Raw genomic sequence first — 17,105 nt, 5'->3', positions numbered from 1 at the left:
TGCTTATTCTTCGGCAAAAGGGACGACCTTATTAACTAACCAACAACTAACTTCCGAGTAATTATGACCACAGCTGATAAAGCGCGACCATCTATCGCGCAAGACAAAAAATAACAACAGTTGTATTAACCGACGAAAAATAACATTCCAGTACTTTTCCCCCTCTACATAATAAAGTGCCGCCTGACTGCAACAACGAAGGGACGGCCATGAACACTTCAAAGTTATTGGTAGAGCGTATTGGCCTATTTCCTTCTTCGGGAAATATTCATGTTGACGTGAATAACTCAACGCGCGTCGTCGAGCGCATGCACCGGTTATACGGCGACAATTCGCTGGACAGCGATGAGTCCTGTTCCGGGTTGTCCATGGTCTTTGCCAATTGGCGCTTCAAGTTGCAGGTCAGTGACGCATTGTCGGTGTGCCTGTGCGTGGAAAGCCGCGGCGACAGCCAGTTCATGCTGGTCAAGACCGCCGAGTTGCTGGCGAACATCTCCGGCACCGAGGAGCGGCCATGAGCCTGCTGGATGATGTGATCCGCAGCTATGCGCTGAGGAAACTCACGGGGATGTTCGAAGGCTTTGCCGAGCCGGCGATGGGCGCGCAGTATCGGCGCAATACCCAGGCCATCGGGCGCTGGCTTGAACAACTGCACGGCAGTTCCCCGCAGGAAGTCACCCATACGCTGTTCAAGCAGATGAAAGAGGCGCGGCGGCGCGGCGATGTGCGGCGCTTCAACGCGCAGACTGTGTTGCTGGAGCTTATGGTGGAAAGCAACCGGGCCTTGGACCTGGTGACTTACTCGGCCTTCCTGTGCGCCGCATCCGACCGCCAGGAAGGTTCTTGATGGGCGTGCTCGGCCCCCGACAGCGTGATTGCGACACGATTGAGCAGCAACTCTGCGTTGTACTTGGGCAACAGCGCACAGGCCAACAAGACCACCAACCCACCGCCGATAAACGAGGGGGATACCTCGACAGGGGTGGCTTCAATCCGCCAAAGAAACACGAGAGCCGCGCCCACACCCAGCACCGCGCCAGCCAAGGCTTCATTCAACGGATGGATATAAGGCGCGACGCAATAGGCACTGAACCACAGACTGGCCAATAACCCCGCCAGCGCCGCCGGCCAACGTAAAGCCGGGTTGAACTGACGCGCCACCAGACTCGCCCCAACTGTGACCATCAAGCACGTGTTCATCGCATGACCGCTTAATACGGCAATGTCCAAGTGTTGAAACGATAAGCCCCACCCCTTGAACAGCAACTTGCTGAGTGCAACCAGTGAGTAAGTGGCGCCGACGGTCAGCACCCAGGTCCGAAGTGCCCGAGGATTGGAATACCAGAGCCACACAGCAATGATTATCGCGGCCGGAACCATGACGGTGATGCCGCCATATTGCGCAAGTTCTGCCCGCATAAATCTCCTACCGTTGACGTGCCTGATTCGGCGCCCATCAGACCTCAGCCCAAGGCGAAATACAACGTTATCAATGGTCAGCCTTGCACTGCGCACCCTGCATAAAATGCGATTTACTGATAAAAATACAAAAACATGATTCTGTATTTTAATAATTAGAATAGAACCAAACGGCATTTTACATAGGCTGTTGCTGACCCTACCTTGGACGAGCATGACCGACCCCTACTCGGCGGAGGTGTTGATCCCTACTCGACAAGGACAGACCATGAGCATCGAATTCATCGGCTACATTGGCGGCCATCACGCTTCCGAGATTCACCCGCGCAGCGGCCCTACCCTGCAACCCGACTATGTCGAGACCGTGGCCCGCGCCCACGAAGACGCTGGCTTTGACCGCGCACTGGTAGCCTTCCATTCCAACAGCCCGGACAGCACGCTGATCGCCGCCCATGCCGCCAGCGTCACGAAGAAACTGCAGTTTCTCATCGCTCACCGCCCGGGCTTTGCCCAGCCGACCCTGGCGGCACGTCAATTCACCACGCTGGATGTGTTCAACGGCGGGCGCACGGCGGTGCACATCATCACGGGTGGCGACGACCGCGAACTGCGTGCCGATGGCAGCCATATCGGCAAGGACGAACGCTACGCACGTACCGACGAATACCTGAGCGTGGTGCGCCAGGAATGGACCAGCGAACAGCCCTTTGACTTTGAGGGCACCTACTATCAGGTCGAAGGCGCGCACTCCACAGTGAAGTCGCCGCAACAGCCGCATATTCCGCTGTATTTCGGCGGTTCTTCTGCAGCCGCGATTGCTGTCGCGGGCAAGCATGCCGATGTGTATGCGCTGTGGGGTGAAACCTACGAGCAGGTGCGCGAGACCGTGACCCAGGTTCGCGCTGAAGCGGCCAAGCATGGGCGCACGATTCGTTTCAGTTTGTCGTTGCGGCCGATTCTCGCCGAAACCGAAGCGCTGGCGTGGGCACGCGCCGACAGCATCTTGCAGCAGGCGACCGAGCTGGCAGAAAAAAATGGCTTTGTGCGGCGTGAACCGCCGAATGAAGGCTCACGCCGGTTGCTCGCGGCAGCCGCGCAGGGGTCGCGCCTGGACAAGCGCTTGTGGACTGGAATTGCCGGGCTGCTGGGGGCGCAGGGCAACTCGACTTCGTTGGTGGGCACGGCCGAACAGGTCGCAGAAGCGCTGCTGGATTACTACGACCTGGGGATTACCACGTTCCTGATTCGCGGGTTTGATCCGCTCAACGATGCGATTGACTATGGCAAGCGCCTGATCCCCCTCACCCGCCAACTGATCGCAGAGCGCGAGCAGGCCCAACAGGTCGCTTAACAAAACAGTGTGGGAACTGGCTTGCCTGCGATGCGTACACCTCGGTGTTTCAGCGGTACCGAGTTGATGCTATCGCAGGCAAGCCAGCTCCCACATTGTTAGATCTTCAGTGGCTTGAAGATCAGTTTTTGTAGTCGGTATCGCTGCGCTCCAATTGCCGAATCAACGCATTCCAATGCCGCGCCACCCCCGGTCCTTCGCCACTGGCAAACACCTTGGCCTGCTGCTCGACCTTCTCCACCACGTCCGCTGGCGGGAAGATCAATTCCGCATTCCCCGCCGCCTGCGCCGCGACCTGGATGGTGCACGCGCGCTCCAACTGCTGCAGCTGCTGGAAGGCGTGCTCCACGCTGACCCCCGCCGTCAACAACCCATGGTTACGCAGGATCATCACGCTCTTGTCACCCAAGTCCGCCACCAACCGCTCGCGCTCGTCCAGATCCAGGGCAATGCCCTCATAGCCGTGGTACGCCACGCGCCCGGAGAAACCAATGGAATGCTGGGAGATCGGCAACAACCCGCTTTTTTGCGCCGACACCGCAATGCCGTCACGGGTGTGGGTGTGCAGCACCGCTTGCAGGTCGTGACGTGCGCCGTGGATGGCGCTGTGAATCACGTAGCCGGCGTAGTTGATGCCCAGGCCGGTCGGGTCGTCGACGAGGGTGCCGTCGAGGTCGACCTTGACCAGGTTGGAGGCGCTGATCTCATCGAACAACAGCCCGAAGGCGTTGATCAGGAAATGCTCCTCCGGGCCTGGAACACGGGCGGAGAAGTGGGTGTAGATGTGATCGGTCCACTTGTACAACGCCGCCAGGCGATAGGCGGCGGCCAGTTTGACGCGCACGTCCCATTCTTCCGGGGTGACGCGGCTGCGAACAGTGTTGGAAACACTGGAAATCGAGGTGACGCTGCTCATGGCAAAACTTCCTGGATGGCCTTAAGGACTTCCAGGCAGCCTATGGGATGCAAAAAAATAATAAAAAGCACATTTTAATCTAAGCTAATTATTATTTTTTTTCATAACTACATTGGTCACGGCACAGATCAAATGTGGGAGCTGGCTTGTCGAATCGTCGAACCGCTGCGATGGCCATAGGTATCTACACAACTTGAGGGAGCCTTCTGCGTAGCAGCTGTCGAGCCCCGGCGAGGCTGCGTTTGCGGGCTGTCTGACACACCGCTGACGCAGCCTCGCCAGGGCTCGACAGCTGCTACGCAATTTCACTTTGAAGATGTGTAGATACTTATGGCCATCGCAGCGGTTCGACAAGCCAGCTCCCACAATGTCAGGCGGCGTTGCGGATTTTGTGCAGGGAAGCGGCGACCAACTTGCCAAACGCATCCACCGGCCCTTGCAGGTTGCCGAGGAAGTGCGGATAGATCAGCCACAAATCCATCACCGGCTTGAAGTCCTTGAGCGGCATCACCGCCAACTGCTCAAAGTGGGCGCTGCGTTCCAACAGCGGGCGCGGCACCAGACCAAGCCCCAAACCGTCCGCCACCAATCCCAACTGCAACTCGGTACCGAACGTTTCCAGGTTCACCCGCAGTGACAGGCCCTGATCCGACAACGTGCGCTGCAAACCGGCGCGGAAACCGCAGCCGTCCGGGTTGAGAATCCAGCCATTCTGATACACATCCGCCAATTTGCAGGGCTTCTTCGGCAGCTGGGATTTGGCACACACCACCACCAATTCCATCTTGCCGATCGACTCACCGACGATGTTGTCCGGGAAAATCTTGCCGGCCGGGAACAACGCCGCCGCTGCGTCCAGCTCGCCGCGTTCGATCTTGCCCACCAACTGGCTGCCCCAGCCTGTGGCGACCTGTGCACGCAGGTCCGGGTATTCGGTACGCAGGTGCTTGAGCGCGTCCAGCAGCACCACGTCGCCGATGGTCTGCGGCACGCCCAGGCGCAGCAGGCCGGTGGGCGGTGCGTCGGTGGCGACCAATTCGCGCAGGGCATCCATCTCGCGCAGGATCAGCCGGCACTGCTCGTAGACGCGGGTGCCGATCAGTGTCGGCTTGAGAGGCTTGGTATTGCGGTCGAACAGCTCCACACCCAACGCCTGCTCGAAGTTCTGCACGCGGCGGGTGATAGCCGGCTGGGTCAGTTGCAATGACTCGGCGGCATGGCTGATGGACTGGCAACGAATCACTTCGACAAAGGCATCGATATCGTCAATTTTCATTTGGGCCGCACATAGAGAACAGTCATTAAGATGTGTGCGAAGCATAGTTGCAGGCGGGCTATCTGGATAGCCCGCCCTGTGATCGATAACGTCTAACGCTATTCAAGCCGGTTCTAAATTACCTTCAGCTATAAGCTAATCATTAAAAAATAGCATATTAAATATAAACATTATGCTTAGATAAACCCATCGCAACCGACCACACGATGGAGCTGCCATGACCCAGGCCCGACACCCCGAGAGACTTCGAGCCTTTATAGGCGCCCTGGCGGAGTTGATTGACGGCAATCCACGCGAAGGTGACCTGCTGCATCGTGGCGGCAAGCTGCTGGCGCAACTGGTCAGCCATGATGACTGGCTCCCCGACGAATTTGCCCAACCTGACCCCGAGCGCTACCAGCAGTTCTTGCTGCATGCCGACTCGCGCCAGCGCTTCAGCATCGTCAGTTTTGTGTGGGGGCCGGGGCAAAGCACGCCGATCCATGATCATCGGGTGTGGGGGTTAATCGGAATGCTGCGCGGGGCAGAGTTTTCCCAGGGTTTTGAACGCGCACCCGATGGCAGCCTGGCCGCCGAAGGCAAGCCGATCAAGTTGGTGCCGGGCCAGGTTGAAGCCGTGTCGCCCAAAGTCGGCGACATCCATCAAGTGAGCAATGCCCACGGCGACCAGGTGTCGATCAGCATTCATGTGTACGGCGCCAATATCGGTGCGGTGCGCCGTGCGGTGTACCAGCCCGATGGCAGCGAGAAACTGTTCATCTCCGGCTATTCCAACGCCTTCCTCCCGAATATCTGGGATTTGTCCAAAGAAAAGAGCCCTGCCCTATGACCACCGTATCGACCCGCAGCTTTGCCCAGATTCGCCAGGCCCTGTTGGACCGTCAGGAAGTCGCTCTGGTCGACGTGCGCGAAGAAGCGCCGTTTGCCGAATCCCACCCGCTGTTTGCCGCGAACATCCCGCTGTCCAAGCTGGAACTGGAGGTGTACTCGCGCATTCCACGGCGCGATACCCAGGTCATCGTGTATGACAATGGCGAAGGCCTCGCCGCCCGCGCCGCCGAGCGTCTTATCGCATTGGGCTACAGTCAGGTCAGCCTGCTTGAAGGTGGCCTGCAGGGGTGGCGCAAGGCCGGTGGCGAGCTGTTTATCGATGTCAATGTGCCAAGCAAAGCCTTTGGCGAGCTGGTGGAAAGCGAGCGGCACACGCCGTCCCTGGCGGCTGAAGAGGTGCAAGCGCTGCTCGACAGCCAGGCCGATGTGGTGGTGCTCGACGCCCGCCGCTTCGACGAATACCAGACCATGAGCATCCCCACCGGCATCAGCGTGCCCGGTGCCGAGTTGGTGTTGCGTGCCCGCGAACTGGCGCCGGACCCGACCACCCGCATCATCGTCAATTGCGCCGGGCGTACCCGCAGCATTATCGGCACGCAGTCGCTGATCAACGCCGGCGTGGCCAACCCGGTGTCGGCCCTGCGCAACGGCACCATCGGCTGGACCCTCGCCGGGCAGAAACTCGCCCACGGCCAATCGCGCCGTTTTGCACCAACCTCGGAAGAACATCGCCAAATCGCCGCCGTCGATGCGCGCCGCGTCGCCGACAAGGCGCGCGTGGGTCGCGCTACCCTCGCCGATCTGCAAGCCTGGCGGCAGGACGCGGCCCGCACGACCTACCTGTTCGATGTTCGCACCCCGGAAGAATTCGAAGTCGGTCACCTGCCGGGCGCGCGCTCCACGCCAGGCGGCCAGTTGGTTCAGGAAACCGACCACGTCGCCAGCGTGCGCGGCGCCCGCCTGGTGCTGGGGGATGACGACGGCGTGCGCGCGAATATGTCGGCGTCCTGGCTGGCCCAACTGGGCTGGGAAGTGCATGTGCTGGATGACCTGCAACCGGCGGACTTCAGCGAAAAAGGCGCTTGGATCGCCCCCGTACCGACGCCGCCACAAGCCGAACTGATCAGCCCCCACACCCTCGCCGACTGGCTGGAGCATGGCGACACCGTGGTGCTGGATTTCACCGCCAGCGCCAACTACGTGAAGCGCCATATCCCCGGTGCCTGGTGGGCCTTGCGTGCACAACTGCCCCAAGCCCTGGCCAAGGTGCCCGCCGCCCAGCGTTATGTGCTGACCTGTGGCAGCAGCCAGCTGGCGCGCCTGGCGGTGGCCGAAGTCGAAGCCATCACCGGCAAGCAAGTGTTCCTGCTGCAAGACGGCACCACCGGCTGGATCAACGCGCAACTGCCGTTGGAAGAAGGTGAAACCCACCTGGCCTCGCCGCGTATCGACCGTTATCGCCGCCCATATGAAGGCACCGATAACCCCAAGGAAGCCATGCAGGCCTATCTGGATTGGGAGTTCGGCCTGGTCGATCAGTTGGCTCGCGACGGCACCCACGGTTTCCACGTTATCTGACCACCCCCTGCACCACGCTCGGCACCGACCCCTTCTCCAGGCGGAGGTATGCCTTCAAGTCCAATAAACGCCTGGAGTTTGCCCATGCTTTACACCCAACCCTTCAAGCGCCTGTTCCTGGGCACAGCCCTGGCGCTCGGCCTGATGTCCAGCGCCCATGCCGCCGACCTGCAACCGCTGCGGGTAGCCAATCAGAAATCGACGATCAAGGCGCTGCTGGAAGTCTCCGGCGAAACCAAAAACGTGCCCTATGCAATCCAGTGGTCGGAATTCCCGTCCGCCTCGCCGCTGGGCGAAGCCTTGAATGCCAATGCGGTGGACATCGGCGCCCTGGGCGATGCGCCTTACGTGTTTGCCCTCGGCGCCGGTGGGTCGCTCAAGGTGGTCAGCATCATCCACGCCGAAGGGCGCAACACCACCGCCCTGCTGGTGCCCAAGGACTCGCCGATCAAGAGCGTCGCCGATCTCAAGGGCAAAAAAATCGTCACCGGGCGCGGTTCCATCGGGCATTACCTGGCAATCAAGGCGCTCGCCAGCGCCGGCCTTACCACCAAGGACGTGCAGTTCATTTTCCTGCTGCCCAGCGAATCACGCCTGGTGCTGGATAACGGCAGCGTCGACGCGTGGTCCACCTGGGACCCGTACACCACCGTAGTCACCTCGCAAAGCCAGGCCCGCGTACTGGTCAGCGGCCGCCAGCTGTTGAGCAATCACCTGTACCTCGCGGCTACCAGCCAAGCCATCGCCGACAAGCGCCCGCAACTCGACGACTTTGTCGCCCGCGTCGACCGTGCCTACGCCTGGGCCAATACCCACCCCGACGAATACGCTGCCGCCCAGGCCAAGATCACCGGCCTGCCGCTGGAAGTGCATGTAGAAGTGGCCAAGGACACCCACCTGACGCCGGTCGCTATCGACGACTCGGTCATCCGCGGCTTGCAAGCGACCGCCGACACCTATCAACAAGAAGGCCTGCTGACCAAGCACATCGATGTGTCGCAGGGCTTCGACAAGAGCTTTAACGCCAAGCGTGTCCCACTTTCCCAAGCATCGCGCTAGAAGGAGCAGAACATGAGCAAGCCACGTCAATTGAAACTCGGTGCCATGGTCCACGGAGTCGGTCACGGTTGGGGCGAATGGCGCCACCCGCAGGCCCAACCGAATGCCAGCACCGACTTTGGTTTCTACCAGCAGCAGACTGAATTGGCCGAAGCCGCCAAGTTCGACTTCGTGTTTATCGCCGACAGCCTGCATATCCACGCCAAATCCAGCCCGCATTACCTCAATCGGTTTGAGCCGCTGACCATCCTTTCGGCGCTGGCCGCGATCACGACGAATATCGGACTGGTTGCCACCGTGACCGTCAGCTACACCGAGCCCTACCAGGTGGCGCGGCAGTTTTCGTCCCTGGACCATATCAGCGGCGGCCGCGCCGGGTGGAACGTCGTCACCTCGTGGCTCAGCGGCACTGCGGACAACTTCGGCAAAGCGGAACATCCGCCGCATGCCGTGCGCTACCGCATTGCCAAGGAACACCTGAACACGGTCAAGGGCCTGTGGGACTCCTGGGAAGACGACGCGTTTGCCTACAACAAGCAGACCGGCGAATTTTTCACCCCCGGCAAACTGCATGCGCTGAACCACAAGGGCGAGTTTTTCTCGGTCAAAGGCCCGCTGAATATCGCGCGCTCGCGCCAGGGGCAGCCGGTGATTTTCCAGGCAGGCACGTCGGAAGACGGGCGCAACTTTGCCGCGCAACACTCCGATGCGATCTTTGTGCATGTGGAGAGCATCGAGGAAGGCCGGGCCTATACCCAAGACCTCAAACGCCGCGCTAAAAGCTTTGGCCGTGACGCGGGCAGCCTGTCGATCCTGCCGGGTATCCGCCCGATTGTCGGCCGTGATCAAGCAGAAGTGGAAAGCCGCTACCAGCAGGCCGTGGACCTGGTCACCGTGGAAGACGCCATCGTCGCCCTCGGCCGCCCCTTCAACGACCATGACTTCAGTCAATACCCGCTGGACGCGCCCTTTCCGGAACTCGGCGACCTCGGTTCCAACAGCCAGAAAGGCGGCTCCGACCGCATCAAGCAACTGGCCAAGGACGAAGGCCTGACCCTGCGCGAAGTGGCCCTGCGCTTCTCGCGGCCAAAACGTGATTTTGTCGGCACGCCGGAACACGTCGCCGATGCCATCCAGACCTGGTTCGAAAGCGGCGCCAGCGATGGTTTCATCATCAACTCGGTGCTGCCGGATGGCTTGCAATACTTCACAGAACTAGTGGTGCCGGTGCTGCAACAGCGCGGTCTGTTCCGCACCGACTACAGCGGGCATACCCTGCGCGACAACCTCGGCCTGGACGTGCCGGCCAATCGCTACAGTGTCGCCGCCGAGCTTGAAGAAAAACAAGAGGCGCTGGCATGACCGCCACCCGCAGCCAGAACCTGTAGTGAGCGGGCTTGCCCCGCGCTGGGCTGCGAAGCAGCCCAACTAAAGACACTGCGATTTCCAGATAGACCCGATTCGCCTGGTTTGGGGCTGCTTCGCAACCCAGCGCGGGGCAAGCCCGCTCACTACACGCCTATGCCCCACGACCAGCGCACACAAGCCGCTCCCCCATTGTTGACCGAGTACATGCTTATGACCCAACCGTCTCTCCGCTCCGTGGAAGTCGCCAACTTCGACGCCCTGCTCGAACGCCTCAGCGCCGAGCTGGCAGGCACCGCGCACGTCTATGACGAGAGCGGCGTCTTCCCCCACGCCAACTTCACGTTGCTGCACGAGCACGGCTTGGTCGCCCTCACCGTGCCCAGATCCTTGGGCGGCGGCGGCGCCAGCCTGCCCCAGGCGCGCAAGGCAATCCGTGCGATTGCCAAGGGTGAGCCTTCCACCGCGCTGATCCTGGTGATGCAGTACCTGCAGCACACGCGCCTGCAAGGCAGTAAGACCTGGCCGCCCCACCTGCGCAAGCAAGTGGCCGAAGACGCGGTGCGCAACGGCGCCTTGATCAACGCCCTGCGCGTCGAACCCGACCTCGGCACCCCGGCCCGTGGCGGCCTTCCGGCGACCACCGCCGTGCGCACCGCCGAAGGCTGGCGCATCAGCGGGCGAAAGATCTACTCCACCGGCAGCCATGGCTTGAGCTGGTTCAGCGTGTGGGCGCGCAGCGATGACGCCGACCCGCTGGTTGGCGCTTGGCTGGTGCGAAAAGACAGCCCCGGCGTCAGCATCATCGACACGTGGGATCACCTTGGCATGCGTGCTACTTGCAGCCATGAAGTGGTGCTCGACAATGTGCTGGTGCCACTGGACCACGCCGTCAGCGTCAGCCCGTGGAGCGCGCCGACGCCGGAGCTGGATGGCGAAGGTTTGCTGTGGATGTCGGTGTTGCTGTCCTCGGTGTATGACGCCGTGGCCCAGGCCGCGCGGGACTGGTTGGTGACGTGGCTGGAAGCGCGCGCACCGTCCAACCTCGGCGCCGCGCTGTCGACCTTGCCGCGCTTCCAGGAAACCGTCGGTCATATCGACACCCTGCTGTTTGCCAACCGCAGCCTGCTCGACGCCGCCGCCGAGGGCCACACCCCAGCGGCCAATGCGGCGCAGTTGAAGTACCTGGTGACCCACAACGCCATCCGCGCCGTGGAGCTGGCCATCGAGGCGTCGGGCAACCCTGGCCTGTCACGTCATAGCCCGTTGCAGCGGCATTACCGTGACGTGCTGTGCAGTCGCGTGCATACCCCGCAGAACGACGCCGTCCTGCAAGGCGTCGGCAAAGCCGTTTTTGCCCAACGCCAGAAGGAACGCTCATGAGTCAGGTGATGATTGCCAGCCAGTTGGACGAAGACTACAACGACGTGATCCGCGAGCGCGAATATCCTGCTGCTGCGCCCGATCAACGTGCGCGGCTACACCGCCCCGGACACCCTGCCTCCGGGTTGGCCTTACGGCGCACAGTGGGTGCACCTGGTGTCGTCAGGCATCGACTTTTATCCGCAATGGCTGTTCAACGGCCCCCGGTGACCACCTCGCGGGGCAGCGCCGCTGACCGAGGCCACGCGGCATATCATGAACCGTGATGTGCTGGGCAGTGCCAAGCCGGGGCTGCATCTGATCAACATTGCCCGAGGTGGTTTGCTGGATCAGGAGGCGCTGCTGGAAGCGCTGGACAATGGGCAGATAGGGCTGGCGTCGCTGGATGTGGCCGAGCCTTAGCCAACCGTGCAGGCGGGAAATCGTTACATCAGCCCCCATTGTCACCACGTCAAAGGGTTCGCTTGCGGCCTTCACAAACAAGATCCAGGAACCCATACAAGCCCTGGACATCTGCACTTGGTTAACCATCATTCGCCAGGCGCTCACGCAGGAACTCCACCAGCGCCTGCACCGGTCGCGAGCTCTGCCGGTGTTGCGGGTACACGGCCGACAGGGTCAGGGCTTCGGGGGCGAACTCGTCCAGTAGGCTGACCAGGCGGCCGTCCTTCAACGCATCGCCGACGATAAAGGTCGGCAGGTACGTCACGCCCAGCCCAGCAATGGCGGTATCGCGCAGCAGGTCGCCGTTATTGACGCGCATGCGCCCGCTGACATTCAGCGCCTGCACCTTGCCCTTGAAGCGCCATTGCACCTGGCGGCCATGGCCATAAGGCAGGCAATCGTGCTGGGCCAGGTCCTCGGGCTGCAACGGCGTACCGCGCAGGGCCAGGTACTCGGGGCTGGCGCAGTACACCCGTGGGATGCTGGCAATACGGCGGGCGATCAGGGTGGAATCTTCCAAGGTGCCAATGCGCAGCACCAGATCGTAGCCCTCGCCGATCAGGTCCACGGGGCGATCGCTTAAGTCGACTTCCACCGACACCTGCGGATGGCGCTGCAAAAACTGCGGCAACAGGCAGCCCAAATGGGCCATGGCAAACGACAACGGCGCGCTGAGGCGAATGGTGCCGCGTGGCTCGCTGTTCTGCCCGGCAATGCCCTGCTCCACTTGCTCGACTTCACTGAGCAGGCGCAAGGCGGATTCGTAATAACTCTGGCCGAGTGGCGTGACATCCAGGCGGCGTGTGGAGCGGTTGAGCAGGCGCACGCCCAGGCGATCTTCCAGTTGGATCAGGCGGCGGCTGACGAACTGCTTGGACAGGCCCAGCTGTTCGGCGGCGGCGGTAAAACTGCCGGATTCCATGACTTGGCAGAACAGGCGCATGTCTTCAAAGGGGTTCATTGTCGCTTCTCGGTGGACATTTAGCGGACTTATAGCCTGTGAGTGGCCACACCACAAAACAAAATGTGGGAGCTGGCTTGCCTGCGATGGCGGTGTGTCAGCCAACATTGCTGTCAGCTGACACACCGCCCTCGCGGGCAAGCCCGGCTCCCACAGGGTTCAGCAGTGCGGTGTTTATACAGTTACTTGGCCGTAAACGCCGAGTAGCTGTTCATCAGGTTGCGGTAGTTAGGGATGCGTGGCGACAGCAGGTTGGCCAGGCCTTCCATGTCGTTGCGCCAGTCAACTTGCAGCTCACAGGCCACCGAGAACCAGTTCACCAGTTGGGCACCGGCGGCGGTCATGCGCGCCCAGGCAGCCTGTTGCACGGTTTCGTTGAAGGTGCCGGAAGCGTCGGTGACCACGAACACTTCGAAGCCTTCATCCAGGGCGCACAGGGTTGGGAACGCCACGCAGACATCAGTCACCACGCCGGCGATGATGATCTGCTTGCGGCCGGTTGCCTTGACGGCCTTGACGAAATCTTCGTTGTCCCAGGCGTTGATCTGGCCAGGGCGCGGGATGTACGGCGCGTCCGGGAACATGGCTTTGAGCTCTGGAACCAGCGGACCGTTAGGGCCGCTTTCAAAGCTTGTAGTGAGGATGGTCGGCAGGTTGAAGAACTTCGCGACGTCGGCCAGGGCCAGTACGTTGTTCTTGAATTCGTTCGGAGAGAAGTCCTGTACCAGCGAGATCAGGCCGGTCTGGTGATCGACCAACAGGACAACGGCGTCATCTTTGTTCAAGCGCTTGTAAGTCATGGGGTAACTCCTGTGGGATGTAGGGGATTCAGAAAGCAAAGCACGAGCAGCCAAACGCCCCCCAGAAACCCTGGAAGTCGCTGACCGGCACGCTGGAAAGACGCGCCTTTTCATGGCTGTGGGAATGCACGCCGCACGGGCCGCTGCAGTGGTGAACCTGAGCTTGCAAAGGCGAACTTGGACGCCAGTGACCCGGCACCTTGACCACCGGCGACCAGTCCGGCAGCACCGGAACCCGTGGCGGTGCGTAATCTTCGAAATCGCCAGCACCGTAGACCACGTTGCCGCCGACCACGGTCAGTACCGATTCGATCCACTTGATGGCTTCTTCATCGACACTGAAAAAGTCCGCCGACAGCGCGGCCACATCCGCCAATTGCCCAACCTTGATCTGGCCCTTCTTGCCCTGTTCGGACGAGAACCAGGCGCTGCCATGGGTGAACAGTTCCAGCGCGGTGAGGCGCGGCAGGCCTTCGGCGTGCAGCTCCAGGCCGCCGACGGTGCGCCCGCTGACCATCCAGTACAACGAGGTCCATGGGTTGTAGCTCGACACCCGCGTGGCGTCAGTGCCCGCCCCTACCGGTACGCCTTCGGCCAACATGCGTTTGATCGGCGGCGTGGCTTCGGCTGCTTTGGCGCCGTAACGCTCGACGAAGTACTCGCCCTGGAACGCCATGCGGTCCTGAATCGCAATCCCGCCGCCGAGGGCACGTACGCGCTCGATGTTTTTCGGGGTGATGGTTTCGGCGTGATCGAAGAACCACGGCAAACCGTTGAACGGGATATCGCGGTTGACCTTCTCAAACACGTCGAGCATGCGCGAGATGGATTCGTCATAAGTCGCGTGCAGACGGAACGGCCAGCGCTGCTCCACCAGATGGCGCACCACCGGCTCCAGCTCCTGCTCCATGGTCAGCGGCAAGTCGGGGCGCGGCTCAAGGAAGTCTTCGAAGTCCGCCGCCGAGAACACCAGCATCTCGCCCGCGCCGTTGTGGCGCAGGTAGTCATCGCCCTGGTGCAGGGTGACGCTGCCGGTCCAGTTCTTGAAGTCGCTGAGTTCTTCCTTGGGCTTCTGGGTGAACAGGTTGTAGGCGATGCGCACCGTCAACTGTTCGTCTTTGGCCAGTTGCTCGATCACCGCGTAGTCATCGGGGTAGTTCTGGAAACCACCGCCGGCATCAATGGCGCTGGTGAGCCCCAGGCGATTGAGCTCGCGCATGAACTGGCGGGTCGAGTTGACCTGGTATTCCAGCGGCAGTTTCGGGCCCTTGGCCAGGGTCGAATACAGGATCATAGCGTTAGGCCGCGCCACCAGCATGCCAGTGGGGTTGCCATTGCTGTCACGCACGATCTCGCCACCCGGAGGGTTTGGCGTGTCCTTGGTGTAGCCGGCCACACGCAGCGCGGCACGGTTGAGCAAGGCACGGTCGTAAAGGTGCAGCACGAAGACCGGGGTATCCGGCGCGGCCTGGTTCAACTCTTCCAGGGTTGGCATGCGCTTTTCCGCGAACTGGAATTCGTTCCAGCCACCGACCACACGCACCCATTGCGGCGTCGGGGTTCGATCAGCCTGGTCCTTGAGCATGCGCAAGGCATCGGCCAGGGACGGCACGCCTTCCCAGCGCAGTTCAAGGTTGTAGTTCAGGCCGCCACGGATCAGGTGCAGGTGCGAGTCGTTGAGGCCGGGGATGACGGTGCGGCCCTTGAGGTCGATTACCTTCGTGCCGCTGCCACGTCGCGCCATGGCTTCACCGTCGGTGCCTACGGCAACAAATCGCCCCTGGCTGATGGCGACGGCGGTTGCACGTGGGTTTTCACGGTCCACGGTGTGGAACTGGCCATTGAACAGAATCAGATCGGCGTTCATAGGGTTTCCTTTACAGAGGCTTCAAGCCAGGGAGCGAACAGGCGGGTAGCCGCCGGCATCAGCAGGTAGACCACCAGCAGGACGATGGTCAGGGTGACCAGAAAGGTGGAGACCACGTAGTTGGACAAGAACGGGTGCAGACGCAGGATCGGCCCCCAGATGAACGGCAACAGCAAGGTCTGCGGCAGAATCACGAACAGGCTGACCACCGCCTGCTTCCAGCGCGGCGGCTTGGCGGCGCTGTCGGCCAGGGGCGCGAACCAAAATTCGTTGGCGGCGCCGATTTCGGTCTTGTCGCCGTCGGCCAGCATGGGCGTGGCTTCGGCGATCAGGGTTTTGCGCTCTGGGGAGTCGAGCCAGGTTTTCAGGTCATCGGTGGAGCGGTAGCGCAATACGCAGGTGAACAACGCCAGCTTGCCCTGCTTACCGCGCACCACATCGACGCCCAGATGGCCAGGACGGTCGCCGGCGATGCGCACGATGCGGCGTAGCCAGGCTTCGTAATCGGCTTCACTGCCTTGTTTGATCAGGTGTTTGACCACCAGGGTGACGACTTCGTCGGAGCCTGGTTTTGGTGCTGGGTCCATGGGGTGTCCCTCTGCCTTGATGTTTCAGCGATGAGGGTAGTTTGCAGGGGGTTGGGGTGGGGAAAATTGGATGTACGTGCTGTTTGGGGGGTACATATCCGTTATTTGGGTAACGGCAACTTAGGGTTCCGCCCTTACGGCGGCTCACTTTGGAAAAGCCGGAATGCCGGCCCAGCCCAAAGTAAGCAAAGGGCTCTTGCCCCACCACTCGGCACCTCGCTTAGGCTCCGCGTGCCCTCAGGGCCGCCTCAGATCAAGATCACAAGCCAGATCAAAAGCAGAGCAGATCAAAAGCAGTTTTGGGGTACTCCGCAGGTCTGCTTTCCTGTGGGAGCTGGCTAAGTGCGCGCGCGCCGCGCCGCGTCGTACTCAGCTTGTGAGTGCTTGAGCCGATCTTTTCAGATTGGATCCCCTTCCCGCCGCCAGGCTGTACTAGCATAGGTCCCGGCGGGAAGGACTATCACGGCAGGTTGTTCGCATTGGCTAGCCTCTCAATCCCCGCCGCTATAAAGCCGAGCACCTGCACGCCTCATGGACGAATTGATGAACGCACACTTGTTTCCTCATATTGGCAAGGTCATCGCCAGCACCGGCAGTCGCCATTTCCCACGCATGCTGCATGACCTTATCCTCACCCAACTGGCAGTGGACGCCACCCATATCACCCAATTGCAGGTCAGTACCGACGGGCACACCCGCCGCAAGATCAGCCCGGTCTATACCGACTCGGTGGCAACCCTGGACGGGGAACAGCACGCCGCGCAATTGCACCTCACCCGCCACAAGGACGACGTACGCTACGTGCTGTCGGTGTATCGCTCACACCCGTCAGACAACTTCTCGCCGCAGGAACGCAGCATGCTGCAGGACTTCTCCACGCTGCTGTTGCCCATGGTGGAAAAGCACATCGCGGCAATCCACCCGTGCCGCCAGGACAGCGACCCGGTGATGCCGCAAAACCAGGGTATCGAAACCCTGCGCCGGCGCATTGAAGAGCGGTTGGTACAGTCAGGGCTAACGTTGTCCAACCGTGAGCTCGAGGTGTGCCTGGGGCTGCTGGCCGGGCGCACGGCGCCGGAGCTGGCAGAGGAGTTGGCATTGAAGGTCAATACCATCGAGAGTTACTTGAAACGCGCAGCGATCAAGCTGGGGATCAGTGGGCGGCATTCGTTGTTGCGGTGGCTGTATTCGACGGAGGATGACACGGCTGCACATCCATGAAGCACCACCGCCCTGTGGCGCTGGCTTGTCGGGTCGCAGCCGGGCAC

At 61.3% G+C, this 17,105-nt stretch carries 16 protein-coding genes and 1 pseudogene; 10 read left to right on the top strand and 7 right to left on the bottom strand.

Translation table 11 applies throughout. The annotated features are described in order from the left end of the window. Positions 1-209 precede the first annotated feature (209 nt). Together HU722_RS28835 and HU722_RS12565 are read left to right on the top strand one after the other, a co-directional pair. Positions 210-518 (top strand): phosphomannomutase, encoded by a 309-nt coding sequence (locus HU722_RS28835; protein ID WP_225930687.1) that lies wholly within the window; start codon positions 210-212, stop codon positions 516-518. After that, positions 515-847 carry a hypothetical protein gene (locus tag HU722_RS12565; protein WP_065876042.1) on the top strand — a complete coding sequence of 111 codons (333 nt, stop codon included), beginning with the start codon at positions 515-517 and terminating at the stop codon, positions 845-847. The genes HU722_RS28835 and HU722_RS12565 overlap by 4 nt, the downstream gene beginning before the upstream one ends. Here HU722_RS12565 and HU722_RS12560 read toward each other — a convergent pair. Beyond that, complete coding sequence (locus HU722_RS12560; RefSeq protein ID WP_065881756.1) at positions 799-1,419, bottom strand: hypothetical protein; 621 nt, start codon at positions 1,417-1,419, stop codon at positions 799-801. The genes HU722_RS12565 and HU722_RS12560 overlap by 49 nt on opposite strands. A gap of 268 nt (positions 1,420-1,687) precedes the next feature. Between HU722_RS12560 and HU722_RS12555 the strand changes: the two genes are divergently transcribed. Next, a complete protein-coding gene (locus HU722_RS12555; protein WP_065876040.1) occupies positions 1,688-2,770 on the top strand; it encodes an LLM class flavin-dependent oxidoreductase in 1,083 nt (360 codons plus the stop codon). Between the two features lie 121 nt (positions 2,771-2,891). Here HU722_RS12555 and HU722_RS12550 read toward each other — a convergent pair whose 3' ends face one another. Together HU722_RS12550 and HU722_RS12545 are read right to left on the bottom strand one after the other, a co-directional pair. Beyond that, a complete protein-coding gene (locus HU722_RS12550; protein WP_186754671.1) occupies positions 2,892-3,686 on the bottom strand; it encodes a class II aldolase/adducin family protein in 795 nt (264 codons plus the stop codon). A gap of 370 nt (positions 3,687-4,056) precedes the next feature. Then, the gene (locus HU722_RS12545; protein ID WP_065876038.1) at positions 4,057-4,962 is read right to left on the bottom strand and encodes a LysR family transcriptional regulator; all 906 of its coding nucleotides are present in this window, start codon (positions 4,960-4,962) and stop codon (positions 4,057-4,059) included. 217 nt (positions 4,963-5,179) lie between these two features. On the opposite strand from HU722_RS12545, the gene HU722_RS12540 reads away from it, so the two are divergent. The 6 genes and pseudogenes from HU722_RS12540 to HU722_RS12515 form a co-directional block, all read left to right on the top strand. Continuing rightward, the gene (locus tag HU722_RS12540) at positions 5,180-5,791 is read left to right on the top strand and encodes a cysteine dioxygenase family protein (RefSeq protein ID WP_065881765.1); all 612 of its coding nucleotides are present in this window, start codon (positions 5,180-5,182) and stop codon (positions 5,789-5,791) included. Continuing rightward, on the top strand, positions 5,788-7,371 hold the full coding sequence (locus HU722_RS12535) for a rhodanese homology domain-containing protein (RefSeq protein ID WP_186754669.1): 1,584 nt from the start codon (positions 5,788-5,790) through the stop codon (positions 7,369-7,371). The genes HU722_RS12540 and HU722_RS12535 overlap by 4 nt, the downstream gene beginning before the upstream one ends. Before the next feature lie 84 nt (positions 7,372-7,455). Then, positions 7,456-8,430: an ABC transporter substrate-binding protein gene (locus HU722_RS12530; protein ID WP_065876035.1), complete on the top strand. Its 975-nt coding sequence runs from the start codon at positions 7,456-7,458 to the stop codon at positions 8,428-8,430. Positions 8,431-8,442: 12 nt separating this feature from the next. Continuing rightward, a complete protein-coding gene (locus tag HU722_RS12525) occupies positions 8,443-9,792 on the top strand; it encodes an LLM class flavin-dependent oxidoreductase (protein ID WP_065876034.1) in 1,350 nt (449 codons plus the stop codon). Between the two features lie 216 nt (positions 9,793-10,008). Then, positions 10,009-11,178 carry an acyl-CoA dehydrogenase family protein gene (locus HU722_RS12520; protein WP_186754667.1) on the top strand — a complete coding sequence of 390 codons (1,170 nt, stop codon included), beginning with the start codon at positions 10,009-10,011 and terminating at the stop codon, positions 11,176-11,178. Continuing rightward, positions 11,175-11,577, top strand: a pseudogene (locus tag HU722_RS12515) (NAD(P)-dependent oxidoreductase); the annotation flags it as partial. The gene HU722_RS12520 and the pseudogene HU722_RS12515, both read left to right, overlap by 4 nt. A 124-nt stretch (positions 11,578-11,701) precedes the next feature. Here the strand turns inward: HU722_RS12515 and HU722_RS12510 are convergent. From HU722_RS12510 to HU722_RS12495, 4 genes are all read right to left on the bottom strand, one after another. Then, complete coding sequence (locus HU722_RS12510; RefSeq protein ID WP_065876031.1) at positions 11,702-12,583, bottom strand: LysR family transcriptional regulator; 882 nt, start codon at positions 12,581-12,583, stop codon at positions 11,702-11,704. Positions 12,584-12,765: 182 nt separating this feature from the next. Next, on the bottom strand, positions 12,766-13,383 hold the full coding sequence (ycaC, locus tag HU722_RS12505; RefSeq protein ID WP_065881774.1) for an isochorismate family cysteine hydrolase YcaC: 618 nt from the start codon (positions 13,381-13,383) through the stop codon (positions 12,766-12,768). Positions 13,384-13,411: 28 nt separating this feature from the next. Then, positions 13,412-15,250 carry an amidohydrolase gene (locus HU722_RS12500; RefSeq protein WP_065891210.1) on the bottom strand — a complete coding sequence of 613 codons (1,839 nt, stop codon included), beginning with the start codon at positions 15,248-15,250 and terminating at the stop codon, positions 13,412-13,414. Beyond that, complete coding sequence (locus HU722_RS12495) at positions 15,247-15,837, bottom strand: antibiotic biosynthesis monooxygenase (protein ID WP_065876029.1); 591 nt, start codon at positions 15,835-15,837, stop codon at positions 15,247-15,249. The genes HU722_RS12500 and HU722_RS12495 overlap by 4 nt, the downstream gene beginning before the upstream one ends. A 543-nt stretch (positions 15,838-16,380) precedes the next feature. Between HU722_RS12495 and HU722_RS12490 the strand changes: the two genes are divergently transcribed. Further along, complete coding sequence (locus tag HU722_RS12490; protein WP_175405799.1) at positions 16,381-17,058, top strand: response regulator transcription factor; 678 nt, start codon at positions 16,381-16,383, stop codon at positions 17,056-17,058. Positions 17,059-17,105: the final 47 nt, after the last annotated feature.

It is taken from the genome of Pseudomonas tritici (assembly GCF_014268275.3).
In the GTDB taxonomy this organism is placed as follows: Bacteria; Pseudomonadota; Gammaproteobacteria; order Pseudomonadales; family Pseudomonadaceae; genus Aquipseudomonas; species Aquipseudomonas tritici.
Note: the sequence above shows the minus strand (reverse complement) of the source record. Positions and strands in the feature narration are given on the sequence as shown.

Coding starts and splice junctions, on each gene's coding strand:
- HU722_RS28835 (WP_225930687.1), top strand. CDS start 210: ATGAACACTTCAAAGTTATTGGTAGAGCGTATTGGCCTATTTCCTTCT.
- HU722_RS12565 (WP_065876042.1), top strand. CDS start 515: ATGAGCCTGCTGGATGATGTGATCCGCAGCTATGCGCTGAGGAAACTC.
- HU722_RS12560 (WP_065881756.1), bottom strand. CDS start 1,419: ATGCGGGCAGAACTTGCGCAATATGGCGGCATCACCGTCATGGTTCCG.
- HU722_RS12555 (WP_065876040.1), top strand. CDS start 1,688: ATGAGCATCGAATTCATCGGCTACATTGGCGGCCATCACGCTTCCGAG.
- HU722_RS12550 (WP_186754671.1), bottom strand. CDS start 3,686: ATGAGCAGCGTCACCTCGATTTCCAGTGTTTCCAACACTGTTCGCAGC.
- HU722_RS12545 (WP_065876038.1), bottom strand. CDS start 4,962: ATGAAAATTGACGATATCGATGCCTTTGTCGAAGTGATTCGTTGCCAG.
- HU722_RS12540 (WP_065881765.1), top strand. CDS start 5,180: ATGACCCAGGCCCGACACCCCGAGAGACTTCGAGCCTTTATAGGCGCC.
- HU722_RS12535 (WP_186754669.1), top strand. CDS start 5,788: ATGACCACCGTATCGACCCGCAGCTTTGCCCAGATTCGCCAGGCCCTG.
- HU722_RS12530 (WP_065876035.1), top strand. CDS start 7,456: ATGCTTTACACCCAACCCTTCAAGCGCCTGTTCCTGGGCACAGCCCTG.
- HU722_RS12525 (WP_065876034.1), top strand. CDS start 8,443: ATGAGCAAGCCACGTCAATTGAAACTCGGTGCCATGGTCCACGGAGTC.
- HU722_RS12520 (WP_186754667.1), top strand. CDS start 10,009: ATGACCCAACCGTCTCTCCGCTCCGTGGAAGTCGCCAACTTCGACGCC.
- HU722_RS12510 (WP_065876031.1), bottom strand. CDS start 12,583: ATGAACCCCTTTGAAGACATGCGCCTGTTCTGCCAAGTCATGGAATCC.
- ycaC (WP_065881774.1), bottom strand. CDS start 13,383: ATGACTTACAAGCGCTTGAACAAAGATGACGCCGTTGTCCTGTTGGTC.
- HU722_RS12500 (WP_065891210.1), bottom strand. CDS start 15,250: ATGAACGCCGATCTGATTCTGTTCAATGGCCAGTTCCACACCGTGGAC.
- HU722_RS12495 (WP_065876029.1), bottom strand. CDS start 15,837: ATGGACCCAGCACCAAAACCAGGCTCCGACGAAGTCGTCACCCTGGTG.
- HU722_RS12490 (WP_175405799.1), top strand. CDS start 16,381: ATGAACGCACACTTGTTTCCTCATATTGGCAAGGTCATCGCCAGCACC.